This window comes from uncultured Oxalicibacterium sp. (assembly GCF_913776015.1).
Taxonomy (GTDB): domain Bacteria; phylum Pseudomonadota; class Gammaproteobacteria; order Burkholderiales; family Burkholderiaceae_D; genus Oxalicibacterium.
Map to the genome: position 1 here is coordinate 12,827 of NZ_CAJYMD010000008.1, position 24,617 is coordinate 37,443.

The 24,617-nt window shown below is 56.2% G+C and carries 21 protein-coding genes; 10 read left to right on the forward strand and 11 right to left on the reverse strand.

Annotated elements, in window-relative coordinates; translation table 11 throughout:
- Window positions 1–8: 8 nt before the first annotated feature.
- The 5 genes from fdxH to gntA form a co-directional block, all read right to left on the reverse strand.
- Entirely contained in the window at window positions 9–941 is a 933-nt protein-coding gene (gene fdxH / locus QZ725_RS01455) for a formate dehydrogenase subunit beta (RefSeq protein ID WP_293775758.1), read from the reverse strand.
- 12 nt (window positions 942–953) lie between these two features.
- Window positions 954–4,025: a formate dehydrogenase-N subunit alpha gene (fdnG, locus tag QZ725_RS01460; RefSeq protein ID WP_293775759.1), complete on the reverse strand. Its 3,072-nt coding sequence runs from the start codon at window positions 4,023–4,025 to the stop codon at window positions 954–956.
- A gap of 90 nt (window positions 4,026–4,115) precedes the next feature.
- Window positions 4,116–4,412: a hypothetical protein gene (locus QZ725_RS01465; RefSeq protein WP_293775760.1), complete on the reverse strand. Its 297-nt coding sequence runs from the start codon at window positions 4,410–4,412 to the stop codon at window positions 4,116–4,118.
- A 230-nt stretch (window positions 4,413–4,642) separates the two neighbouring features.
- Window positions 4,643–5,263, reverse strand: a complete 621-nt coding sequence (locus tag QZ725_RS01470; RefSeq protein ID WP_293775761.1) for an urea carboxylase-associated family protein — start codon at window positions 5,261–5,263, stop codon at window positions 4,643–4,645.
- Between the two features lie 28 nt (window positions 5,264–5,291).
- Window positions 5,292–6,041, reverse strand: coding sequence for a guanitoxin biosynthesis heme-dependent pre-guanitoxin N-hydroxylase GntA (gene gntA, locus QZ725_RS01475; RefSeq protein WP_293775762.1), 750 nt, complete (start codon window positions 6,039–6,041; stop codon window positions 5,292–5,294).
- 323 nt (window positions 6,042–6,364) lie between these two features.
- Here gntA and QZ725_RS01480 point away from each other — a divergent pair, with 323 nt between their 5' ends.
- Together QZ725_RS01480 and QZ725_RS01485 are read left to right on the forward strand one after the other, a co-directional pair.
- Complete coding sequence (locus tag QZ725_RS01480; RefSeq protein ID WP_293775763.1) at window positions 6,365–6,649, forward strand: PsiF family protein; 285 nt, start codon at window positions 6,365–6,367, stop codon at window positions 6,647–6,649.
- A gap of 156 nt (window positions 6,650–6,805) precedes the next feature.
- The gene (locus QZ725_RS01485) at window positions 6,806–7,333 is read left to right on the forward strand and encodes a gluconokinase (RefSeq protein WP_293775765.1); all 528 of its coding nucleotides are present in this window, start codon (window positions 6,806–6,808) and stop codon (window positions 7,331–7,333) included.
- 17 nt (window positions 7,334–7,350) lie between these two features.
- On the opposite strand, the gene QZ725_RS01490 is transcribed toward QZ725_RS01485, so the two are convergent.
- The 3 genes from QZ725_RS01490 to QZ725_RS01500 all read right to left on the reverse strand — a co-directional run bounded on the left by QZ725_RS01490 (window position 7,351) and on the right by QZ725_RS01500 (window position 9,786).
- A complete protein-coding gene (locus QZ725_RS01490; RefSeq protein WP_293775766.1) occupies window positions 7,351–8,382 on the reverse strand; it encodes an alpha/beta hydrolase in 1,032 nt (343 codons plus the stop codon).
- Between the two features lie 107 nt (window positions 8,383–8,489).
- Window positions 8,490–9,095, reverse strand: coding sequence for a M23 family metallopeptidase (locus QZ725_RS01495; protein WP_293775768.1), 606 nt, complete (start codon window positions 9,093–9,095; stop codon window positions 8,490–8,492).
- Between the two features lie 52 nt (window positions 9,096–9,147).
- Window positions 9,148–9,786: a Vat family streptogramin A O-acetyltransferase gene (locus QZ725_RS01500; RefSeq protein ID WP_293775770.1), complete on the reverse strand. Its 639-nt coding sequence runs from the start codon at window positions 9,784–9,786 to the stop codon at window positions 9,148–9,150.
- 175 nt (window positions 9,787–9,961) lie between these two features.
- On the opposite strand from QZ725_RS01500, the gene atzF reads away from it, so the two are divergent.
- From atzF to urtE, 8 genes are all read left to right on the forward strand, one after another.
- Entirely contained in the window at window positions 9,962–11,770 is a 1,809-nt protein-coding gene (gene atzF / locus QZ725_RS01505) for an allophanate hydrolase (protein ID WP_293775772.1), read from the forward strand.
- Window positions 11,771–11,809: 39 nt separating this feature from the next.
- A complete protein-coding gene (gene uca, locus QZ725_RS01510; protein WP_293775773.1) occupies window positions 11,810–15,412 on the forward strand; it encodes an urea carboxylase in 3,603 nt (1,200 codons plus the stop codon).
- An 8-nt stretch (window positions 15,413–15,420) separates the two neighbouring features.
- Window positions 15,421–16,152 (forward strand): GntR family transcriptional regulator, encoded by a 732-nt coding sequence (locus QZ725_RS01515; RefSeq protein WP_293775774.1) that lies wholly within the window; start codon window positions 15,421–15,423, stop codon window positions 16,150–16,152.
- 293 nt (window positions 16,153–16,445) lie between these two features.
- The gene (gene urtA, locus QZ725_RS01520) at window positions 16,446–17,699 is read left to right on the forward strand and encodes an urea ABC transporter substrate-binding protein (RefSeq protein ID WP_293775775.1); all 1,254 of its coding nucleotides are present in this window, start codon (window positions 16,446–16,448) and stop codon (window positions 17,697–17,699) included.
- A gap of 213 nt (window positions 17,700–17,912) precedes the next feature.
- Complete coding sequence (urtB, locus tag QZ725_RS01525; RefSeq protein ID WP_293775809.1) at window positions 17,913–19,469, forward strand: urea ABC transporter permease subunit UrtB; 1,557 nt, start codon at window positions 17,913–17,915, stop codon at window positions 19,467–19,469.
- Window positions 19,466–20,575, forward strand: coding sequence for an urea ABC transporter permease subunit UrtC (urtC, locus tag QZ725_RS01530; RefSeq protein ID WP_293775776.1), 1,110 nt, complete (start codon window positions 19,466–19,468; stop codon window positions 20,573–20,575). The genes urtB and urtC overlap by 4 nt, the downstream gene beginning before the upstream one ends.
- The gene (gene urtD / locus QZ725_RS01535) at window positions 20,572–21,447 is read left to right on the forward strand and encodes an urea ABC transporter ATP-binding protein UrtD (protein WP_293775778.1); all 876 of its coding nucleotides are present in this window, start codon (window positions 20,572–20,574) and stop codon (window positions 21,445–21,447) included. The genes urtC and urtD overlap by 4 nt, the downstream gene beginning before the upstream one ends.
- Window positions 21,448–21,460: 13 nt before the next feature.
- The gene (urtE, locus tag QZ725_RS01540; protein ID WP_293775779.1) at window positions 21,461–22,159 is read left to right on the forward strand and encodes an urea ABC transporter ATP-binding subunit UrtE; all 699 of its coding nucleotides are present in this window, start codon (window positions 21,461–21,463) and stop codon (window positions 22,157–22,159) included.
- Between the two features lie 161 nt (window positions 22,160–22,320).
- Here the strand turns inward: urtE and QZ725_RS01545 are convergent, their stop codons facing one another.
- From QZ725_RS01545 to QZ725_RS01555, 3 genes are read right to left on the reverse strand one after another with little or no spacing between them, the layout of a single operon-like run.
- The gene (locus tag QZ725_RS01545) at window positions 22,321–22,674 is read right to left on the reverse strand and encodes a DUF3325 domain-containing protein (protein WP_293775781.1); all 354 of its coding nucleotides are present in this window, start codon (window positions 22,672–22,674) and stop codon (window positions 22,321–22,323) included.
- On the reverse strand, window positions 22,671–24,314 hold the full coding sequence (locus QZ725_RS01550; RefSeq protein WP_293775782.1) for a PepSY-associated TM helix domain-containing protein: 1,644 nt from the start codon (window positions 24,312–24,314) through the stop codon (window positions 22,671–22,673). Before QZ725_RS01550 ends, QZ725_RS01545 begins: the two co-directional genes overlap by 4 nt.
- Window positions 24,311–24,601, reverse strand: coding sequence for a DUF3649 domain-containing protein (locus QZ725_RS01555; protein WP_293775784.1), 291 nt, complete (start codon window positions 24,599–24,601; stop codon window positions 24,311–24,313). The genes QZ725_RS01550 and QZ725_RS01555 overlap by 4 nt, the downstream gene beginning before the upstream one ends.
- Between the last annotated feature and the right edge of the window lie 16 nt (window positions 24,602–24,617).

A 24,617-nucleotide genomic window follows, 5' to 3' on the forward strand; every position in this document is an offset into this window, starting at 1 on the left:
GCGATCTCCTAGACGATGTCCGCATCGTTCTTGCGCTGCTCTTCAGCCAGACGCTCGCGTTCGGCTTCTTCGTCTTCCTTCGCTTCCAGCGGACCGACCTTCATGTAATGGAAGAAGCCGGCAAATGCCGCGCCAATCATGGCAGCGACTGCCAATGGTTTGGCAGCACCCTTCCACAATGCCACAAGCGGGCTGATGGTCGGATTTTCCGGCAGACCGTGATACAGCTTGGGCTGATCGGCATGCTGGAGCACATACATCACGTGCGTACCGCCGACACCTTGCGGATCATAGACGCCGGCATTTTCGTAACCGCGCTCTTTCAGATCGACGATGCGTTCTGCGGCGTATTCATGCATGTCTTCCTTGGTGCCGAAACGAATGGCGCCCGTCGGACATACTTTTACGCATGCTGGCTCAAGGCCGACCGTCACGCGATCCGAGCACAGGGAACACTTGTAGGCCTTATCATCCTTCTTGCTGATACGTGGCACATCGAATGGACAGCCAATGACGCAGTTGCCGCAACCGATGCAATTTTCGCTGATGAAATCAACGATGCCGTTGGTGTACTTGACGATGGCGCCGGGTGCCGGACACGCTTTCAGGCAGCCCGGATCCTCGCAGTGCATGCAGCCATCCTTGCGGATCAGCCACTCCAGACGCGTACCTTCGTCCTGGACCGGCATTTCAACTTCCGAATACCGCATGACTGTCCACGACTGCGGCGTCAGGTCACGCGGATTATCGTAAGTACCGTGATTCTCGCCCACTTCATCACGCAGATCATTCCATTGCATGCAGGCGACCTGGCAAGCCTTGCAGCCAATGCAGCTCGGAACATCGATGAGTTTGGCAAGTGCCGGCGTGTTACGCGCCTGCGGCATCGGCGTTGTCGTCGCCGAGCGCAGTGCGATATCGAGAGATTGTAGTGATGACATGTTCGTTCTCCCTTATGCCTTCTCGATGTTGACGGTGAACGACTTGTACTCGGGCGTATTCGTATTGGCGTCACCGACGAACGGTGTCAGCGTATTCACGAGGTAACCTTTCTTGGCTACGCCGACGAATCCCCAGTGATTGGGCAAGCCCACGGTGTCGATCTTCTTGCCGTCAACGGTAAGCTGCGGGATGCGCTTGCTGACCACGGCTACCGCTTTAATGAAACCCCGGTTCGAAGACACCTTGACCCAGTCGCCATTGCCGATCCCCTTGGCCTTGGCCAGTTCTTCGCCGATTTCGACGAATTGCTGAGGCTGGATGATCGCGTTAGACCGTACATTCTTGGTCCAGTAATGGAAGTGCTCGGTCAGTCGATAACTGGTCGCAACGTAAGGGAATTTGTCCGGCTTGCCAAATGCCTCCAAATCGCTCTTGAAGACGCGCGCTGCCGGATTGGCACGTGCCTTCGGATTGTTCGGATGCATTGGGTTGTTTACCAATGGCGATTCGAACGGTTCATAGTGCTCGGGCAGTGGGCCATCGGCCATACCGCTTGGCGCAAACAGACGTGCGACACCTTCCGACGTCATGATGAAAGGCTGCACGCGGTTCAGGTCGCCCGGATTCGCATCAGGACGGATGTCGGGAATATCTGAGCCACCCCAGGTCGTGCCATTCCACTGCACCAGCTTGCGTTTGGCATCCCACGGTTTGCCATCTGGCGCGGACGACGCTGCGTTGTAAAGAATGCGGCGATTCGCGGGCCACGCCCAGGCCCAGTTGAGTGTCTGGCCGATGCCCCATGGATCCGAGTTGTCACGACGCGCCATCTGATTGCCAGCCTGCGTCCAGCTACCGGCATAGATCCAACAGCCCGACGTGGTACTGCCATCGTCGCGCAACAAGCCGAAGCCAGACAATTGCTCGCCCGCCTTGGCCAATACCTTGGTTGGATCTTTGGGGTCGAGCACATCGGACAACGCCTTGCCGTTGAATTCCATCGCCAACTCTTGCGGAGAAGGTTTTGACGGAATCTTGTATTGCCAGGTCAAGTTCAGGATCGGATCTGGGAAAGCGCCACCGTCCTTCAGATACGCCTGCTTCATGCGATGGAAAAGATCGCCGATGATTTCGGCATCGCCACGTGCTTCACCTGGCGGCTCTGCGCCCTTCCAGTGCCATTGCAACCAGCGACCAGAATTGGTCAGCGAACCATCCTCTTCGGCAAAGCACACACAAGGCAGACGGAACACCGTGGTCTTGATTTCCTCGGTTTTCACATCGTTAAATTCACCGTGATTTTTCCAGAACTCGGCCGTTTCCGTTTCTAGCGGATCAATGCTGACGAGGAACTTCAGCTTCGACAAACCAGCGATGATCTTGGCCTTGTTCGGGAAAGAACCAACCGGATTGAAGCCCTGGCAGATATAGCCGTTGAGCTTGCCCTGATTCATCAACTCGAACGCCTGCAAGACGTCATAGACCTTGTCGAGTTTTGGCAGGTAATCGAAAGCCCAATTGTTTTCCGCCTTGGCCGCATCACCCCACCAGGTTTTTTGCAGACTGACGAAGAACTTGGGATAGTTCTGCCAGAAGCTCATCTGATTCGGGCGCAGCGGTTTCAGTGCACGCGGCTTGTAATACGTTTCCAGGTCCTGCTCGGCCTCATTGGGCAACGATAAGTAGCCTGGCAAGGAATTCGACAGCAAGCCAAGATCCGTGAGACCCTGAATATTGCTGTGTCCACGCAAGGCATTCATGCCACCGCCCGCGATACCGATATTGCCGAGCAGCAGTTGCATGATGGCCGCTGTACGAATCATCTGCGAACCTTGGCTATGCTGCGTCCAGCCAAGGGCATACATGATCGTCATGGCCTTGTTCGGCACGGCCGTTTCCGAAATCATCTGGCAAACCTTGATGAATTTCGCTTTCGGAGTACCGGTAATGCGTTCGACCATTTCTGGCGTGTAGCGCGAATAATGCTGCTTCATGATCTGCAGCACGCTGCGCGGATGCGCCATGTCCATATCGACCTTGGCGAAACCCTGTTCATCCAGTTCGTACGCCCACTGCTTGTTGTCGTAACGACGCTTGGTTTCGTCGTAGCCACTGAACAAGCCATCCTCGAAGCGATAGTTTTCGCCGACAATGAAGGTCGCGTTCGTGTAGTTACGAACGTATTCCTTTTGAATCTTGTCGTTGGACAGAAGATAGTTGATGACACCGCCAAGGAAGGCGATATCCGAGCCCGCCCGAATCGGGGCGTAATAGTCGCTCATCGCGGCCGAACGCGTATAACGCGGATCGACGACGATCAATCGTGCCTTGTTATGATGTTTTGCTTCAATAACCCACTTGAAGCCGCATGGATGTGCCTCGGCGGCATTGCCACCCATGATGAGTACGAGATCGGCGTTCTTGATGTCCACCCAGTGGTTGGTCATCGCGCCTCGTCCAAATGTTGGAGCCAGACTGGCTACCGTTGGACCGTGTCAGACCCTCGCCTGATTGTCGAAGACGAGCATCCCCATCGATCTCATCACCTTGTGTGTGATGTAGCCGGTTTCATTGGGAGACGCAGAAGCCGCCAGCATGCCGGTAGTCGTCCAGCGGTTGACGAGCTTGCCGTCATCCGTACGAGCCACAAAGTTGGCATCACGGTCTTCCTTCATGAGCTTGGCGATGCGTCCCATCGCTTCATCCCACGAAATACGCTTCCATTCCTTGCTGCCCGCTTCACGCACTTCGGGATACTTGAGACGGTGCGGGCTGTGTACAAAGTCGAGCAGACCGGCACCTTTCGGGCACAGCGTGCCGCGATTGACAGGGTGATCCGGATCGCCTTCGATATGAATGATGCTGGCCGTGACGTTTTTTGCCTTGTCACCCAAGCTGTACATGATCAGGCCGCAACCCACCGAGCAATACGGGCAGGTGTTGCGGGTTTCAGTGGCGCGCGCGAGCTTGAATTGTCGCGTTTCGGCCAGTGCTTCCGTCGGCGAAAAGCCGAGCGCGACCAGACTGGAGCCCATTAGGCCAGCCGTAGTCACACGGAAAAACTGCCTCCGGTTCATGTCCATGGTGATCACCTCCTAGAGCGTTTCTCGCGAACGCGTGGCATTAAAACGAACTGCTAGACCTACGGATGAATTGCTATCATCCGTTTTTACTTACTTGGACGGGCCGTTGCCATCCCCTCCCGTACTAGCTGGCGCCTTGCTCTTGGAAGCGCCTTCATCATCCTGATGCGTACTGCTCAAGCCACCGATCGCAGTACCGCCATCAGCAGGGCTGGAACCCGGAACGGCAGGCGGCAAAGGAGAGCTGGATGCAGGAGTAACAGAATTGGCGGAGGGAGAAGCAGCAGGCGCGGAAGACGCTGGCGCGCTACCGGAAGATTTGCTGTCGCAGGCGGAAAGTACCAGAAGCGAAAATGCAAGGCTGGCACAGATATGCAGCTTATTCATTGGCTATCCCGAATGATGTGGAACATCGAATTCGCCCCCGTGAGGGGTTTGGCTATTTTTAATATAACAGGCATGTTGCAAACGTTCAATCAACTTTGCACCACGATGGATGAAAGAAATGCATTCCATAATCCATTTTGGTGAAATGCAGCGGTTGTGATTGAGCAAAACGGAAAGACAATACAGCTACTGGAGTGGACACGAGCGCAGGAGAAATAGTTTCGCCACAGCTAAGATGACTGGCCGATTGCTTCTCGAATTTCGATATCGATAGGCTTGAAGGCGTGGTTATTGGAGAGTTCTGCAGAACATGCAGTCACCCCAACGACCATGTCCATTTCGGCGCGCAGATCGATGAATTGGCCGGCCTTCGATAGTGGCGGGCCAATGGTCAATTCACCATTATCCGCAATCTTCACATTCATGAAGACGTTGAAGGTTGTGGGAATACGATCGGGCTGAATACCGAAAGGTGCCAGGTTATTGACCAGATTCATGAAGCAGCTGGGATGCGGCGCGTGATTATCGTAAATGATCTGGAATGTCTCTGGGCTGCATGGCGTCAACAGAAAATCATGTCGCCCTACCTGATCCTCGAGAATCGTGAACATCGGCGTACTACGATTGGAATAGAGAACATGGCCGGTGGTCAGGTAGATCGTATTGGCATAATCAATACTTCGCCCCGAAGACAGCACTTCGTCAAGATCGTGTTCGTTGAAGGCCATCAAATCCGATACTTGCTCGCCCATCGGATCGATGATTCTCAATACCTGCCCACGTTTCAGAATAAATGCCGTGCCGCTTTGCTGTTCGATATGACGACATTCCAGAGTATATGTGTGACTCATTGCCTGGCTCATTCTTTCGATCTTCTTTTCAAGTTTCACTTTTCTTTGCATTCAAAGCGCTGAAAGGGCAACGCCATGTTTCTTCCACGGCACGCCCTGCATATTGACGCGCATCCGACATGCTGCCGTACTCGCTCAACGTCTCATTTATCGATCCCTGGAGTTTGCGTTCACGCGCTCGAATCACTTCCTGCATTCGCTCAAAACGTCCGTCATCGCGCAGTTTCTCAAATTGCGCGTGGAGGTTAAACACTAGGGTTGGCCAAGCAAAACGTCGTGTATAACGCGATGCGGCAGGATGAATGCCTACTACGAAGAAACTCTGTCCGGCAAAACTGAAAGCGAAATGGGGATTCTCGGGGTCGTCACTGACTGCCGGGTCCCACGCATGCAAATTGGCATCGAGAGCATGCAATTGCTGAAGCTGCTGCCAAAGTAATTGTTCAAATTGCTGCTCGGAATGAATGACCGGCTGCGAGAAGGTCGCTACAAAGGTCGAAAATTCGCCATCCAGACTGGGCTGTTCCTGCAGAAAATGGAAAAGATCATGTGCCAGACCTGCGGTGGATTTTTCGTCGCCTAATGCAGGGTAGTGTCCTATCCGATAGCCGCCCTGCTGGATGGCCGACTTGGCACCCACGCAGGAAAACTGCGGATTCAGCACAAGTGAACGAAAAGAATCATGAATGAAATCCAACAAGGCTTGCGGTTTCTGGTCCAGCATGTCGCCCGCTACCAGCTTCTTGTCAATAAAGGCTGCGTAGTTGCTGCATTCCATGGCATCGCTGCTGTTGAATGGATTTTCGTGTCGTAATACTTCGTTGAGCAATGGTTTCTGTGTCTGGCTTTGCATGGCGGTCTGGCGGCCTTGATGAAGCCGTGAAAATGGAATGTGTCCACCATAGCCTGTGAAGAGATCGTCTGCGTATCGGACAATTGCGGCAATGCTTGTAAGTATTACGGAAGGGATATGTCAAAAAAGTGACAACCGATGTCGGCGTTTGCAAATGTTTTTTCCGGCACGATTGTTTCGTGCTGTAATGCCGATGCTGCTCACAGCGCTCTACCTCAAATAACCGGTGCGAAAGAAAGGATTTCAAAATGAAAAAACTGCTTGGTATTGCCATATTGCTGATGCCGATCGCCTTTCACACGGCGCACGCGGAAACGGCACAACAAAACAAGATGACGGAATGCAACAAGGAGGCTTCCGGCATGAAAGGCGATGAACGCAAAGCGTTCATGAAAAGCTGCCTGAGCAAGCCGAAAGCAACCGATGCGCAACAGGCACAACGCGACAAGATGAAAAGTTGCAACGCGCAAGCCAAGGACAAGAAAGGCGATGATCGCAAGGCGTTCATGAGTAGCTGCCTGAAAGGAAATTAAGGAAATTGAGGCGCGTTTTTACACAAGCCCTAGAGCACAAGCCCTAGAAAAAGCCCGCTACCTTGCGGGCTTTTTTCATGTCGTCTTCCCGGTTTGTTTGCATGGGGAACGCTTGCACGCATGGTATGGTCGTAAAACCATATCGATGAAAGACGCATGAAAACACTTTTGAATAACGATAGACGCATCGTCGTCATGGGCGTATCAGGATGCGGGAAAAGCTCGGTCGCTCGCTTGCTGGCAGAGCGACTAGGCTGCGACTTCATCGAGGGTGATGACGCGCATCCGCAGGAAAACATCGACAAGATGGCTGCAGGGATACCGCTTAGCGACGCAGACAGACAGGACTGGTTGCAGACGCTGAAACAAACCTTGCAGCATCGGGTGCAATTGCAGGACAGCGTGGTATTGACCTGTTCGGCACTCAAGCGACGTTATCGTGACCTTTTGCGCGAAGCCGATCCGCATTTGTTTTTTCTCCACCTGCATGGCGACCATGCATTGATCGCACAACGCATGGCATCTCGCAATCGGCATTTCATGCCGACCGCCCTGCTCGATAGCCAATTTGCCGATCTTGAACCTCTACAAAGCGACGAGTTCGGTATGATGCTCGATGTTCGGCACTCGCTGGAAAAGCTGGTCACGCAAGCAATCGAGGCCATCAGTATCGAAGTCGAATAATCGACCTCGATACGCCCTTACTTTTGCCTCAGCCCTTGCAACAGCGCCGCATGGAAACGCTCGGGCTCCTGAATCTGCGGTGAATGCCCAAGATCATCGAATTCGACAAGACGTGCCTGTGGAATACTCGCTGCGGTCTGCTTGCCCAACACCGCATAATTGCCTAGCGTGGGCTGTACTTCTGGCGCCGCGAAATTCTTGCCGATTGCCGTGTTGTCGTTGGTACCGATCAGCAACAAGGTCGGCACTTGCAGCAAGGGAAACTCATAAACAACGGGCTGGGTATATATCATTTCATACGTCAGGGCTGAATTCCACGCTACCTTTTTCTTACCCGGGCCTGCATACATACCGGCTTGCATCGTTACCCAACGATCAAACTCCGGCCGCCACTGATCGACATAGTAGGTTTTCTGCTGATAACGACGGACGCCTTCCGCATTGGTTTGCAATTCGTTCGCATACCATTGATCCACCGTTCGGTATGGCACACCCTTGGTTTTCCAGTCCTCCAGGCCGATCGGGTTGACCATGACAAGTTGTTCGGTTTGCTGCGGATACAGCAAGGCATATCGCGTAGCGAGCATGCCGCCCATCGAGTGCCCCATTACGGTCACTTTCTCAACATTCAGACTTTGCAGCAAGGCGTGGGTGTTCGCAGCCAATTGATGAAAACTGTATTGGTAATGCGCCGGTTTGCTCGACTTACAGAACCCGATCTGATCCGGCGCAATCACGCGGTAGCCATTTTCGGTCAATGCCTTGATGGTGCCTTCCCATGTTGCCGCGCAAAAATTCTTGCCATGCATGAGAACAACCGTTCGGCCATTTGCCTTCGGTGGCGCAACGTCCATATAGCGCATATGCAATTGTTGCCCCTGCGAACGGAACACATAAGTTTTTAATGGATAGGGATAGTCAAAACCTTCGAGTTCTGCGCCATACGTAGGCACAACTGGGGTTGACTCTGCCTGCGCTAGCGTTGGCAGCAGTGGCAGCACAAGGCTGCATGTCACAGCCAGAAAAAGTGACGGTCCTATGGTGCGCATGGCGATCCTCATCAATGAACAAATCGTCTGATCGAGTACCGTTACACAACATTGGTTCCGGCACATCGTCATTCGCATTGAAAGATCGAACCTCAAAACCATACTTCTCAAGGCAGGCTGGAACGATCGTTCACAAATTCTGCGCTCACGCCAGGGCCGGCTTTCAGCAAGGGATAAGGATTCAGGGCGCCGTTCTTGTAGATGCCGTAATGCAGATGGGGTGGCGTACCACGCGCGTTGCCGGTATTGCCAACCATGCCAAGCAGCGAGCCCGGCACGACGCGGTCGCCTGCAGCAATCTCCGCGTAGTCGTCGAGATGTGCGTAGTAATGTCGGTGCCCGCCCGGCCCCAGCACCCACACCACCTTGCCGCCGAGGTTATTGGTGCCGACGCTCGTGACAATACCTTCGGTCGTGGCAAGTACCGGCGTGCCGCGTCGCGCAAAGATGTCAATCCCTTCATGTACCCGACCGCCACTGCGCGAGGCGTTCCAGGTATCACGCAACTGTTTGACGCCAATGCCCTGGACCGGTATCGGCAGCGATGTGGGCGCCTCCATCAAAGACAGTTTGATGACGTAGAACGGTGTCTTGGAGATCGGCGGCAGATAAGGCCATGCCAGATAGCCGGCCACCGCCAGAACCACCCAGAAAGCCAGGCGACGCCAGCCCGATGAGGATGCTGTTTTGGCAGAGGACGTTTCTTCATGCATGCAGGTTGGATCATGAAATGTATCGGTCGTTCTCCCGCATCGAATTGGCAACCTAGGCGGGCTTGCACACTTGTAGGGCATCGATATCGGCACCCACAATCGCTTCCAGATGCCGACTGATCAAATCGATGGGCCAGTCCCACCATGCAATCTGCTCCAGTTGTGCCACCTGCTCCGGTGAAAAACGCGAGCGGACAATCTGTGCCGGGTTGCCGCCGACAATGGCATAGGGCGGCACATCACGCGTCACGACCGAGCCCGCTGCGATGATTGCGCCATTGCCGATATGCACGCCCGGCATGATCAAGGATTGGTAACCGATCCAGACATCGTTGCCAATGACGGTGTTTCCCTTGAATGGCAAATCGCCTTCTTTCGGCATCACCTTTTCCCAACCCTGTCCGAATATCTGAAAGGGATAGGTCGATATGCCGGACATCTTGTGATTCGCGCCATTCATGATGAAGCGTACGCCCGTCGCAATGGCGCAGAATTTACCGATGATCAGTTTATCGCCAATGAACGGATAGTGATAGAGAACATTCCGTTCGAAATTCTCCGCGCCGTTCGGATCATCGTAATAGGTGTACTCGCCAATCTCGATGTTGGGATTGTTAATGATGTTCCTGATGTAGCTGACTTGCGGAAAGCCAGGTAAAGGATGTTTGTTGCTTAGGTCTGGGCCGTTCACAAGGGCTCCTTTGTTATCGCGAGGATTTGGTGCAGACATGCGCCACGTGGGTGCAATTACCTTGTCGTTTTCAAGGTTGAATAGCAAAAACGGTGATTTCCCTACGCTTGTTTCTCGATAAACGCATGGCACGAGGTTTGCTAAATCCCATCTTGTACACAAGAAGGGATACCACATGCTCGGCTGGACTATCAAGGAATGGCAACAAGCCTATCGTTCGGGCCAATCGCCCGCCACATTACTGCGCAAACTGCTCGCTACGCTACCAGCAAATGACGTCGCCTGGATCACGATCATGGATGAGGCCGGGCTCGAGGCGCAACTTGCGCATCTGGCGAAACGGCTGATCGAGGTCGATGGCGATCTGGCACAACTGCCCTTGTATGGCGTGCCATATGCCGCGAAAGACAATATCGATGTAGCGGGCATACCAACGACTGCGGCCTGCCCTGCCTTTGCCTATGTGCCGCAAAGCAATGCCACCATCGTGAAGCGGCTTGCCGATGCCGGTGCCATCGTCATTGGCAAAAGCAATCTCGATCAATTTGCCACCGGTCTGGTCGGTGTGCGCTCGCCCTACGGCATTCCCACCAACACCTTCAATCCCGAATATGTATCAGGTGGATCGAGCTCCGGTTCGGCGTCGCTGGTGGCGCGCGGCATCGTGCCATTTTCTCTCGGCACCGATACGGCGGGCTCCGGCCGTGTGCCGGCTGGCCTCAACAATATTGTTGGACTCAAGCCGACACGCGGCGCATTCAGTAATACCGGCGTGGTCCCGGCCTGTCGTACGCTCGATTGCGTCTCGGTCTTTGCCAGTACGTGTGCCGATGCCGTCACGGTCTACGACGTCGCCGCTGCACTGGATAAAGCCGATGGTCTGTCGCGCGCGATGCCTGCGGCGGCACGTCTTGATGCACTGCCCGCAACACCGCGTTTTGGCATCCCTGCCAAACCGGAATTTTATGGCGATGCCCAGGCGGAGAAAGCGTTTGCCTATGCCATCCGTCAGCTTGAAGCGCAAGGCGCTAGCTGTGAGCCGATCGACTTTTCACTCTTCGATGACGTCACCAAGCTTTTGTACGATGGTGCCTGGGTCGCCGAACGCTACGCTGCCATCGAAGAATTTGCAGCAACACAGGAAGACGCGATTCACCCGGTCGTGCGCGGCATCATCTTCAAAGCAAAGCAGTTCTCGGCTGCCGATGCCTTCAAGGGCACGTACCGTCTGGCCGACCTGAAGCGCAAGTCCGATGCACTGCTCGCGCAATTCGACGCGCTGGTGGTACCGACTGCACCCACCCATTACAAGATTGCCGAGTTGCTGGCGGACCCCGTGCGCCTCAACAGCAACATGGGCAAGTACACCAACTTCGTCAACCTGCTGGATTGGAGCGCCTTTGCCGTACCGGCAAGCCTGCGTGACGATGGTCTGCCATTCGGCATCACCTTTATCGCCGATGCCTGGCGCGAACGCGCGCTGGCTGCATTTGCAGCGCAATGGCATGTCAGCACAGGACTCACGCGCGGCGCCACCGGTCTGCCCTTGGCCGCCGATACAGATCTGCCACCTTGTGCCGATCCAGGCGCCATGATTCGCGTCGCCGTCGTAGGCGCGCATCTGCGCGGCATGCTGCTCAATCATGAACTCACGACGCGCAATGCCCGTTTCGTCAGCAGCACCACAACAACGCCTGAATATCGTCTGTTTGCGCTGGCCAACACAACACCGCCTAAACCGGGTCTGGTACGCGTGGCTGAAGGCGGCGCGGCCATTCGCATCGAACTGTGGGATGTGCCTGGAGAAGCGTTCGGCTCCTTCGTCGCCGGTGTGCCTGCACCGCTGGGTATCGGCACGCTGACCACCGCTGATGGCAGCAGTGTCAAGGGTTTCATCTGCGAAGCGATCGGCCTCGATGGCGCGCAGGACATTACCGCATTCGGCGGCTGGGCCGCTTATCTGGCAAGCAAGAAAACAGCCTAACCACGCCTGTCGCAACCGATTACCTTCGAGGATTCACGCATGTTCAACACTGTTCTGATTGCCAACCGTGGCGAAATCGCGTGCCGTATCGCACGCACGCTGAAGAAAATGAACATCCGTTCGGTCGCCGTCTATTCGGATGCCGACCGCAACAGCCTGCATGTGACAGCTGCCGATGTGGCCGTCTCCCTGGGTGGACAGACTGCTGCCGAAAGCTATCTGCGCGGCGAACTCATCATCGAAGCTGCCAAGAAGACGGGCGCGCAAGCCATCATTCCGGGCTACGGTTTTCTTTCCGAGAATGCCGATTTCGCGGCACGCTGCGAAGCGGAAGGCATTGTCTTCGTTGGTCCGACGCCCAAGCAGATGGAACAGTTCGGCCTCAAGCATGCCGCGCGCGAACTGGCCGAACAGGCTGGTGTACCGCTGGTACCGGGCTCCGGTCTGTTGCCCGATCTGGCGTCGGCGAAGGCAAAGGCTGACGAGATCGGTTATCCGGTCATGCTCAAGAGCACCGCAGGTGGTGGCGGTATCGGCCTCACGCGCTGCAACAGCGAAGCCGAACTGGTTGCCGCATTCGAATCTGTACAGCGCCTCGGTCAATCGTTCTTCGCCAATGCCGGCGTATTCGTCGAGCGCTTTGTCGACAAGGCACGTCATATCGAAGTACAGATTTTTGGCGATGGCCGCGGCAATGTGATTGCACTAGGCGAGCGCGACTGTTCACTGCAGCGCCGCAATCAAAAGGTAGTGGAAGAAACACCGGCTCCGCATCTGTCCGCAGAATTGCGTCACGCTCTGCTGGCATCGGCAGAAAGCCTTGGCCGTTCGGTCGGCTATCGCTCGGCAGGCACGGTCGAATACATTTTCGATGCAGAAAAACATGCGTTTTACTTCCTCGAAGTGAACACACGTTTGCAGGTGGAACACGCGATCACCGAAAGCGTGACCGGCATCGACCTGGTCGAATGGATGATCCAGACTGCCGCCGGCAATCCACCATTTCTCGACCGCCCGATTCGCGCACAAGGTGCATCGATCGAGGTGCGCGTCTATGCCGAAAACCCGCTGCGCAATTTCGCGCCCAGCCCCGGCACGCTGACGGAGGTATTTTTCCCCGACAATATTCGTGTCGATGGCTGGGTCGAAACCGGCACCGAAGTGTCGGCGCATTACGATCCGATGATCGCCAAGCTGATCGTCAGCGGCAAGGATCGCGCCGATGCGATTGCCAACATGTCGCAAGCGCTGGCAGAAACACGGCTTTCTGGCATTTCCACCAACCTCGATTACCTGCGCCAGGTCGTCGCCAGCGAAGGCTTTCAATCGGGTGATGTCTCGACGCGCTATCTCGACAGCTTCGATTACCGTCCGCAAGTCCTTGAAATCATCGAGGCCGGCACCTACACGACGGTGCAGGACTATCCGGGCCGCGTCGGCTACTGGGATATCGGTGTGCCACCCTCCGGCCCGATGGATGACTGGGCATTCCGTCTGGCCAACCGCATCGTCGGCAACCAGCCTCACGCCGCCGGTATCGAAACCACGGTGCTCGGTCCGACCTTGCGTTTTCATTGCGACAGCGTGATTGCGCTGACCGGCGCGCCAACCGATGCCACGCTTGACGGTCAACCGATTGCCTTCTGGGTACCGATTAGTGTGAAAGCAGGTCAGGTCCTGCGCGTTGGCAAGGCCAACAGTGGTTGCCGCAGTTATCTGGCGATTCGCAACGGGCTCGATCTGCCCGTCTATCTCGGCAGCCGCGCGACGTTCGCACTCGGCCAGTTCGGCGGCCATGCCGGTCGTACATTGCGGCCTGGCGATGTATTGCCGGTCGCCAATCCTGAATTGCCTGCCACAGCCGATCTGGCACCGGCGCATGCACCAGTCGCCCTGCCCTCTTCACTAATTCCGTCTTATGGCAAAACCTGGGAAATTGGCGTGCTGTATGGCCCGCATGGCGCACCCGATTTTTTCACCAGCGAATCCATCGAAACCTTTTTCGCCAGCGAGTGGGAAGTCCATTACAACTCGAATCGTCTCGGCATTCGACTGAACGGACCGAAACCTTCGTGGACACGTTCGGACGGTGGCGAAGCCGGCCTGCACCCATCGAATGTGCACGATTGCGAATATGCGATCGGCAGCATCAACTTCACCGGCGACATGCCGGTGATTCTGACGCGTGACGGCCCCAGCCTTGGCGGTTTTGTCTGCGCAGCCACCATCGTCAAGGGCGAGCTGTGGAAAGTCGGCCAGGTCAAGCCGGGCGACAAGATCCGCTTTGTGGAAATGTCGTTCGAAGAAGCGCTGGCGCTTGAGCAACGTCAGGATGCATTCCTCTCTGCATGGGATGCCAGCACGCTCACGCCGCCGGTCTTTGCCGCACAACGTGGCACGCCCATCCTGTTCGAACGTGCGGCACAGGGCGAAGCACCCAAGACCGTGTTCCGTCAGGCTGGCGACAAATACATTCTCATCGAATACGGCGAAAACGTGCTCGATCTGAATCTGCGCTTCCGTATTCACGCACTGATGGAAGCGCTCAAGCATGACGACCATGCCGGTGTGCTCGAGCTTTCGCCCGGCGTGCGTTCGCTGCAAGTACGTTACGACAGTCGCATCATTTCGCAAGCGACTTTGGTCAAGGTACTGTCCGACACGGATGCCGGCCTGAAAGACATCGCTACCATGCGCGTACCCAGCCGCGTGGTCTATCTGCCGATGGCCTATAACGATTCCGCCACGCTGGATGCCGTTGCACGTTATCGCCAATCTGTGCGCGATACGGCACCGTGGTTGCCAAGCAATACCGAATTCATCCGCCGCATCAACGGCCTGGATTCCGAAGAAGTCGTGCGTGACACCATCTACGAAACCAGCTACATGGTGCTGGGCCTTGGCGACGTGTATCTGGGTGCGCCCTGCGCGGTGCCGGTCGATCCGCGCCATCGCATGCTGACCTCCAAATACAATCCGGCCCGTACCTACACGGCTGAAGGAACGGTCGGTATCGGCGGCGTCTACATGTGCATCTATGGCATGGATTCGCCGGGCGGCTACCAATTGGTCGGCCGCACGCTTCCGATCTGGAACAAGTTCATGAAGAACAGCATGTTCGTCGATGGCAAGCCGTGGTTGCTGCGCTTCTTCGACCAGGTACGTTTCTATCCGGTGTCGGAAACCGAACTTGATCAATTGCGCAACGATTTCCGTGAAGGCCGTTGCGGTGTGCAGATCGAGGAAGAGATGTTCGATCTGGGCAAGTACAACGCCTTCCTCGAACGCATAGAACCGGAAATGGAAGGATTCCGTACACGCCAGAAAGCGGCTTTCGACCTCGAAGTGGCACGCTGGGCCAGCGAAGCCGATCAGGCGACCGCTGCTGCCGATGCGCAGCGCAATCCGCTGGATGCTGCCAATCTGACCGGCTCTGTCGTCTCTGCCGATATCACCGGCAATGTCTGGAAGATCGTGGCCGAGGCTGGCGCAACCGTGAAAGCTGGCGATCCGTTGCTGATTCTGGAAGCGATGAAGATGGAATTCCATATCGCCGCGCCATGCGATGGCGTGGTCGGCAACTTCCACTGCAAGCCCGGCATGATGATCAATGCCGGTGATCCGCTGGTTTCCATCGAATAGGCCACAGCATGCAAGCGCAACCACTCAGCGAAATCTTGCCGACCACCGGCAAGAACGCCAACAACCTGGCAATGCAAATCTATCGTCAGATCAAGGCCGACATTTTCGACTTTCGCCTGCTGCCCGGCGACAAGTTCAGCGAAGGCGATATCGCCACGCGCATGCAAGTCAGCCGCACGCCGGTAAGGCAGGCACTGTTCTGGCTTCAGCGCGAAGGCTATGTCGATGTGCATTTCCGCAGTGGCTGGCAGGTGCGCAGTTTCGACTTCAAGTACTTCGAAGACTTGTACGAGATTCGCATCATGATGGAAACATCGGCAGTAGGCAGTCTGGTCGAACGCGGCGAGACCGAGCGTTTGGCAACGCTGCGCGAGATCTGGTGCATTCCCGCCAGCGAACAGTTGGCCGAGCCGAGCAAGGTCGCGGCACTCGACGAAGCCTTTCATGCACGTCTGGTGGCGGCCGTCGGCAACAACGAAATGGCGCGCATGCATCAGGATGTGACAGAGCGCATTCGCATCATCCGTCGGCTCGACTTTACCAAGGCACCGCGCATCGATGCCACGTATAGCGAACATGCCGACATTCTTGATCGCATCTTCAGCGGCGATGCAGCCGGTGCACAGCAAATGCTGCGCGATCACATTGCCGAAAGCCGCGATGAAGTCAAACGCATCACGCTGTTCATGCTGCACAACGCTCGCGCGCAGTACGCAGGCGAAGAATTGGAAAGCTCCTGATTTGTGCAAGCGCACCACGTCGGCGCAAGGGTGACGATGCGGTAGCGATGTAGCACTTCAACCGAGGTCCAGTATCGATATCAACTGCCATTTTTCGATGGCAACGGTGGTGTTCGCCCTTGTTATTGCATTGTCGTCGTTGGTCTGGAAATTGCTATTAGCGTATGTCTTGTATCCAAGATGAAATACAACATGGACGTGACCGGTAACGGCAATGTCCATGGCATGAAAAGTCTGCTGTTCCCTTTTGCTGTCATTTGCGTTTTTGTTCAATCACATAGGAGCACATCAACATGTCACGTCGTCTGATTTTGAAAGCAACGGCACTCGGCGCCTTCGCACTGGCTGCCTCTTCCTGGCTGCCGCCTGCTTTCGCCGCCGATACCATCAAGGTCGGCATTCTGCATTCGCTGTCGGGCACGATGGCAATCTCCGAAACGTCACTCAAGGACGTGGCGCTGATGACCATCGATGAAATCAATGCCAAGGGCGGCGTACTGGGCAAAAAACTGGAGCCTGTCGTCGTCGATCCCGCATCAAACTGGCCGCTGTTTGCCGAAAAGGCACGCCAACTGATTTCGCAAGACAAGGTGTCGGTCGTGTTCGGCTGCTGGACTTCGGTCTCGCGCAAATCCGTCCTGCCGGTCTTCAAGGAATTGAACAGCCTGCTGTTCTACCCCGTGCAATATGAAGGCGAGGAACTTGAGAAGAATGTGTTCTACACGGGTGCGGCACCCAACCAGCAAGCCATTCCTGCGGTTGAATACCTGATGTCGAAAGAAGGTGGCGAAGCCAAGCGCTTCGTGCTGCTGGGTACCGACTATGTGTATCCGCGTACCACCAATAAGATCCTGCGCGCCTTCCTGCACAGCAAGGGCGTGAAGGATTCGGATATCGACGAGGTCTACACGCCGTTCGGCCACTCCGACTATCAAACCATTGTCGCCAACATCAAGAAGTTTTCCGCTGGCGGCAAGACGGCCGTGATCTCGACCATCAATGGCGACTCCAACGTGCCGTTCTACAAGGAACTGGGCAATGCCGGCATCAAGGCAACCGATGTACCAGTCGTCGCTTTCTCTGTGGGTGAAGAAGAGCTGCGCGGCGTCGATACCAAACCGTTGGTGGGGCATCTGGCTGCATGGAACTACTTCCAGTCCGTGAAGAATCCGGTCAACACTGAATTCATCAAGAAATGGAAAGACTATGCCAAGGCCAAGAAACTGCCGAATGCCAGCACGGTCGTGACCAACGATCCGATGGAAGCTACCTACGTCGGCATCCACATGTGGGCGCAGGCAGTCGAGAAAGCCAAGTCCACCGATACCGACAAGGTCATCGCAGCGATGGCAGGCCAGACCTTCAAGGCACCATCGGGCTACACGCTGAAGATGGATGAAACCAACCACCACCTGCACAAGCCTGTGATGATCGGCGAAATCCGCGCCAACGGTCAGTTCAATGTGGTCTACAAGACCAAGGAACCGATTCGCGCCCAACCTTGGAGCCCATACATCAAGGGCAACGAGAGCAAGCAGAAGATGTAATCGTCTTCCCGGCAAGACGGCTGCATCTGCGGGTGCAGCCGTTCCGGCGGGACATTGCATCGATTGCTGGAACATCGATTGCAGAGTTCACACCGGAAAAAACGTGAAGTTTCCCTCGAACTGGCGCATCGCGCGCCATTCAAGATCACATCCATGACACGCATTTCTCGTTTCACTTTTCGCGCATGGCTGCTCGCCTTTCTGTGGCTGGTAATGGCTGGTGCGCATGCTGCGATCGATCGTGCCGTACTGGCACCGCTGGGCAACGACGATGCCGATGCCCGCATCGAAGCGGTCGGCCATATCGCTGCATTGGCCACGCCGGATGCACGCCGCGTTCTCGACGCACTCAACAATGAAACCCTGTACGTGACGCCGGCTGGCGACGTACTGGTCGTCGATGACGACAAGGCATGGAATCCTGTAACCGATGCCACCACGGCCGTACCGGACGATGCCGAAGATATCAGCGTCAACAATCGCCTGCGTAGCGTGCTGCAAGGTGCGCTGTCCGGCATGCGCCTGTTTTCCGAAGATCGCAGCGAACGTCTGGCCGCCGCGCGCGCCATGACGCGCAATGCCGATCCAGCGCAATTGCCGTTGATCGAAAAGGCATTGGAAAAGGAAAAAGATGCCGACGTCATCGCGCAACTCGAACAGGTACGCGCCATTGCCAATCTGAATGCCGAGGATGCGGCCAAACGCAAGGCCGCGCTGATCACCTTGCGCAACACGACCGATGCCAGCCTGATGGGCACGTTCCGCGACATGGCCGAGAAAAAGCCGGATGGCAGCTATCAGGAACCGGATGCAGAAGTGCGCGCAGAAGCCGCCAAGACGGTCGCCGCCTTGCAGAACCATCTGCGCATGACCGACATCGCCGGCAAGGTTTTCTACGGCCTGTCGCTCGGCAGCGTGTTGCTGCTGGCAGCTCTCGGCCTGGCCATCACCTTCGGCCTGATGGGCATCATCAACATGGCGCATGGCGAAATGCTGATGATCGGTGCCTACACCACTTATCTGTGTCAGTTGTTCTTCCGCGCCTACTTTCCCGAGGCGATCGACGCTTACCTTTTGCTGGCGCTGCCCGCCGCCTTCATCGTCACCGCGGCAGTCGGTATCGTGATCGAGCGGCTCGTGATTCGCTGGCTCTATGGCCGCCCGCTGGAAACGTTGTTGTGCACCTGGGGTATCAGCCTGATGCTGATGCAGGGCGTGCGCACCCTCTTCGGCGCGCAAAATGTCGAGGTCGCCAATCCTTCATGGATGTCCGGTGGCATCACGGTGATGGGTTCACTGGCACTGTCGTGGAACCGCATCATCATCATCGTCTTCTCGCTGCTAGTGGTGCTGGCAGTCTGGCTGATCCTGAACAAGACAAGGCTGGGCCTGTTCCTGCGCGCCGTCACACAAAACCGTCGTATGGCCGATTGCGTCGGCGTATCGACCGGACGCATCGACATGATGACCTTCGGACTCGGTTGCGGCATTGCGGGTCTTGGCGGCGTGGCACTGTCGCAACTGGGCAATGTCGGCCCCGACCTCGGGCAGGCCTACATCGTCGACTCCTTCATGGTGGTGGTATTGGGCGGCGTCGGCCAGTTGGCCGGTACCGTGATCGCCGCATTCGGACTGGGTGAAATCACCAAGTTCCTTGAGCCGGTTGCCGGTGCCGTGCTGGCGAAGATCGCCATCCTGGTCGTCATCATCGTCTTCATCCAAAAACGTCCGCAAGGCCTGTTTGCGCTGAAAGGCAGGAGTGTGGAATGAGCAACGCCGTGATCAAAACCTCTCTCTTCACTCGACCCGCCTGGATCGGCATTGTGCTGTGCGCTATCGTTCTGGCTGCCCTGCCCTTGCTGAACCTACTGTTTGCTGCCGACCACGCTCTGCATGTATCGAGCTACACGGTCGGCCTGATCGGCAAGTTCATGTGCTACGCAATGGCCGCACTGGCACTCGATCTGGTATGGGGCTATACCGGCATCCTGTCGCTCGGGCACGGCGTGTTCTTCGCGCTGGGCGGCTACATGCACGGCATGTACCTGATGCGCGCCATCGGTAAGGATGGCGTCTATCAAAGCGATCTGCCAGACTTCATGGTGTTTCTGAACTGGAGCGAGTACCCGTGGTACTGGTGGATGACGAATCACTTCTGGTTTGCCATGCTGCTGGTGGTGCTGGTGCCGGGCTTGCTGGCATTCGTATTCGGCTACTTCGCATTCCGTTCGCGCATCAAGGGCGTGTACTTCTCGATCATCACGCAGGCGATGACGTTTGCCTTCATGCTGCTGTTCTTCCGCAATGACACGGGCTTTGGAGGCAACAATGGCTTTACCGACTTCAAGCGGATTCTCGGCATCACGATCACGGCGCCTGAAACCAAGGCCGCGCTGTATCTCGTCACCCTTGCCTTCCTGCTCGGTGCATTGTTGCTGTGCCGCTGGATCGTCACTTCCAAGCTCGGCCGCGTGCTGCAAGGCGTGCGCGATTCCGAATCGCGTCTGATGTTCATCGGCTACAACCCGCTGTGGTTCAAGCTATTCATCTGGGTGCTGTCGGCGATTTTGTGCGGCATTGCCGGTGCGTTGTATGTCCCGCAAGTCGGCATCATCAATCCTTCCGAGATGTCGCCGGCCAACTCGATCGAAATGGTGATATGGGCAGCAGTCGGCGGACGCGGTTCGCTGATCGGCCCGATCATCGGTGCCTTCAGCGTCAACGGTCTCAAGAGCTGGTTCACGGCGGCCTTTCCCGATTTGTGGCTATATGCGCTGGGGCTGATCTTCATTCTCGTCACGCTATTCATGCCACAAGGGATTCTGGGCGTTGTACAGAAACTGAAGAAACGTACAAAAGACGGAGAAGCCGCATGATGGTCAAACAGCCCGGCGAACAAGCAACCAACTTCGACCCATACATCGACGAGTACGTCGATGAATACGTTGGCGACCAGGGTGAAACTAATTACGGTCGCGTCAAGCCCGAAGGGCTGGATACCGCGCACGGTGCGATTCTGTATCTGGAAGATGTGGTCGTGAATTTCGATGGCTTCAAGGCCATCAACAAACTCAATCTCGATATCTCGGTCGGCGAACTGCGCTGCATCATCGGCCCCAACGGGGCCGGCAAGACGACGATGATGGATGTCATTACGGGCAAGACGCGCCCTACTTCCGGCTCTGTCTATTTCGGCCAGACCATCGATCTGACACGCATGACCGAATACCAGATTGCGCATGCCGGCATCGGCCGCAAATTCCAGCGACCGACCGTTTTTGAACATCACACTGTGTTCGAGAACCTTGAGCTGGCGATGAAGATGGACAAGCGCGTCAAGACGACGTTGTTTGCGCGTCTCAACAGTGAACAGCGCGACCGCATTGCGGACACGCTGAAGCTGATTCGCCTAGACGGTCAGGAAAAACGACTGGCCGGCCTGCTTTCGCACGGCCAGAAGCAATGGCTGGAAATCGGCATGCTGCTGATGCAGGAACCTCTGCTGCTGTTGCTGGATGAACCGGTCGCCGGCATGTCCGATGCCGAAACGGTGCGCACTGCCGAACTGCTCAACGAACTGCGCGGCAAGCATTCGATCATGGTGGTCGAACACGACATGGGCTTCGTCGAAGAAATCGCACAAGGTGGCAAGGTGACCGTGCTGCACGAAGGCTCGGTGCTGGCCGAAGGCAATATGCAACAGGTGCAATCGAACGATCGCGTGATCGAAGTCTATCTGGGACGCTAGGAGTACCGCATACATGCTGCAAGTCGATGAACTGAATCAATACTACGGCGCGGCGCATACCTTGCGTGGCGTGTCGCTCAATGTACAAAAAGGCCGCTGCATGGCGCTGCTGGGCCGCAATGGCGTTGGCAAAACCACCTTGCTCAAATGCCTGATGGGCGTGCTGCCGGTTGCGAAAGGCAACGTTACCTTCGAAGGTCAGGACATTACACGTCTGAAACCACATCAGCGCGCCGCGCTCGGCATTGCCTATGTGCCGCAAGGTCGGGAAATCTTCGCGCGCCTGACCGTGGAAGAAAATCTGCTGATGGGCATGGCCACCAAATCGGGACGTGCTGCCGCCTCGATTCGTGGCGAGGTCTATGAACTCTTCCCCGTTCTGAAGGAAATGCTGCATCGGCGCGGTGGCGACCTATCTGGCGGTCAACAACAGCAACTGGCGATTGCCCGCGCTTTGCTGGCCGATCCCAAGCTGATCATTCTGGATGAACCGACCGAAGGGATCCAGCCATCGATCATCAAGGATATCGGGCGCGTGATTCGCCTGCTGCGCGAACGCGGCGATATCGGCATCCTGCTGTGCGAACAGTATTTCGATTTCGCTCACGATCTGGCCGATGACTTCATCGTCATGTCGCGCGGTGAAGTGGTTGCCAGCGGCACGCAGGCGCAAATGAATGACGAGAGCGTCAAACGACATCTGGCTGTGTGATGCATCTGTATTGATGCCGAATATAAAAAAGCGACGACCAGTTAAATACTGTCGTCGCTTTTTTATTGCGTGGACATTGCCATTTATCCAGCGCAGCCAGCTATCAGATCGCCGCTATGACGGTATGACATGCAAGCATGCGCACGGCGATGCTTGCTGAATTATCCCACCATCCACAGTACGCCAAACAGCATACCTAACACCGCAGCCACTTGCCCACCTTGTATTGCGCGTTGCGGTGCATAAGTCAACAGCAGTACCAGCAATAAGGCGCTCATCGTCATCGTGCCCAGACACAACACAGCACCGACCGTCCAGCCTTGCAGATATACGCAGGCGGCAAATGTCAGCAACAGCGCCAAGGTGCCGAGCAGCCGGCAGATGCGGCGGATGCGCTGGTCCGGCTCCTTGCCGCGACCATGCATGTCGGCGTAATGGCGATCCATGCCAATACTCAAGGCTGTCCAGCCACCATAGGCAAATGCCAGACTCGTGAGAAAACCGAAACCCATCATGTCGCCTCCCGTGCGACGAGTTCCTCTGTCACTTCGTTAGGAGCAGTCTGCTGTGGACGCGCCTTGGCCACAGGTTTCATCGCCGTTTTCTTTTTCTGCAAATGACGCACTGCATACAGGAGACAGAAACCGAATACCAGCGCAAACAGATCAAAACCGACCACCGGCCACGGCCCTTTGCCTTGCAGCAGTGTTACGCCGAGATGAGAATGCGTGGTGAACACATTCAACACCGGCAAGGCCATGAACATCAGTCCACCGATGGACAAGACGACTTGCCAAGTACGGCGCGAAGCAGTCACGAGACCGACCAGCGCCGTCGCGCCCCACGCAATAAAGAACCAACTGATTTCCGCTTCAGGACGTTTGTCGATACCGAGCGGTAGCAGACGATTTGCCCAAAAATAGGCTGCATAGGCGATTGGCAGGCCACCGATGGCGCCCAGATTCAAGCCCTCCACCAGACGGAGGCCGAATCCGACACGCCCGCCCTTCGCCAATACCTTGGCATACTCCTGCCGTTTCTTGACGGCCCATAACAAGGCTCCGGTCGCGACCATTGCACTGCCTGCCAAACCACACAGGAAGAACAGGAAACGTAGCAAGGGATCGGCAAAACTGGCCAGATGCAGCCCCATCAATACACCACGCGATTCGACCGCAGCACTTGGCGCATCGCCCTCGAACGAGGTCATGGCCCCCGTTACACCATCGAACTGTACCGACTGGCGCGAATTGGAAAGCTTCTGTTCCTGCTGGCGGGTGATGCTGACCGTGGCATTGGCATCGCCAGCATTGTTGATGGTAACGCGATCGATTTCACCGCCACCCCAATGCTTTTTCGCCTGCGCGATCATCGGCGCGACAGGAGCCAACGGTGCCGCCGTACCGGCAGCAGGCCGCTCACCACGATTCGGGAATACTTCTGCGAAAAAGGCTTTCTGATCGCCGCTGTATGCGACTTGCGCGCCGCTTGGCATATACATGAACATCAGCGTCACCAGACCCGTGTACGTGATCATCAGGTGATACGGCAACGCCAGTACAGCCAGGGCATTGTGTGCATCCAGCCAAGAGCGCTGACCTTTTTTCGGACGGAAGGTAAAGAAATCTTTGAAGATGCGCTTGTGCGTGATGACGCCGCTGATGATGGCAGCCAGCATGAACATGGCGCAGAAACCAGCGATCCAGCGCGCCCATTGCGCAGGCATGTAATGGAGATCGAAGTGCAGGCGATACAGAAACTCGCCGCCGCGTGTATCACGTGCCTCGCCCAGCACCTCACCCGTGGATGGATTCAGTTCGTGACGCACAAACTTGCCGCGCCCTTTTTCGCCCGGTGCCGGCGGTACGCTCCAGCCTACCGAAACGGAAGGACTGCGTTCATTCGGCGCACTGATGAACCAGCGATTGATACCGGCCGCATTTTTTTCCAGCATGCCGATCGCGCTCTGAATCGCCACTTCACTGGCAACCGGCTTGATGGACGCCTCATGCATTTCCGGCTTCATCCACAACGAAATTTCGTCGCGGTAATAAGACGATGTCCCCGCTGTGAACATCAGCAAGAGAACCCAACAGACCAGCAATCCTGACCAGGTATGCAACCATGCCATCGACTGGCGAAAACCTTCTTTCATGCTACGCCTCGCCACATCATGACGCCCAATGCCAGCAACAACGTCGGCACGCCAATGCCAGCCCAGGCGCGCAACGCAGTGCGCGCGGCGAATACCCAGATCACGGCACAGACATACACCGTAAAAGACAGCAGCGTGGCTGTCAGTACGGCATCTGCCCGGGAGAGCGGCAGCGTCAGCGCCATCATGGCGGTTGCTGCCGCTGCCAGTGCGTAGCCGCCAAGAATGGCAGCGACGGCACGCGACGCCACGCCGAGGCGATAGCGCAGTCCTTCGTTGGATTTCATCTTGCTTGTTTCAATA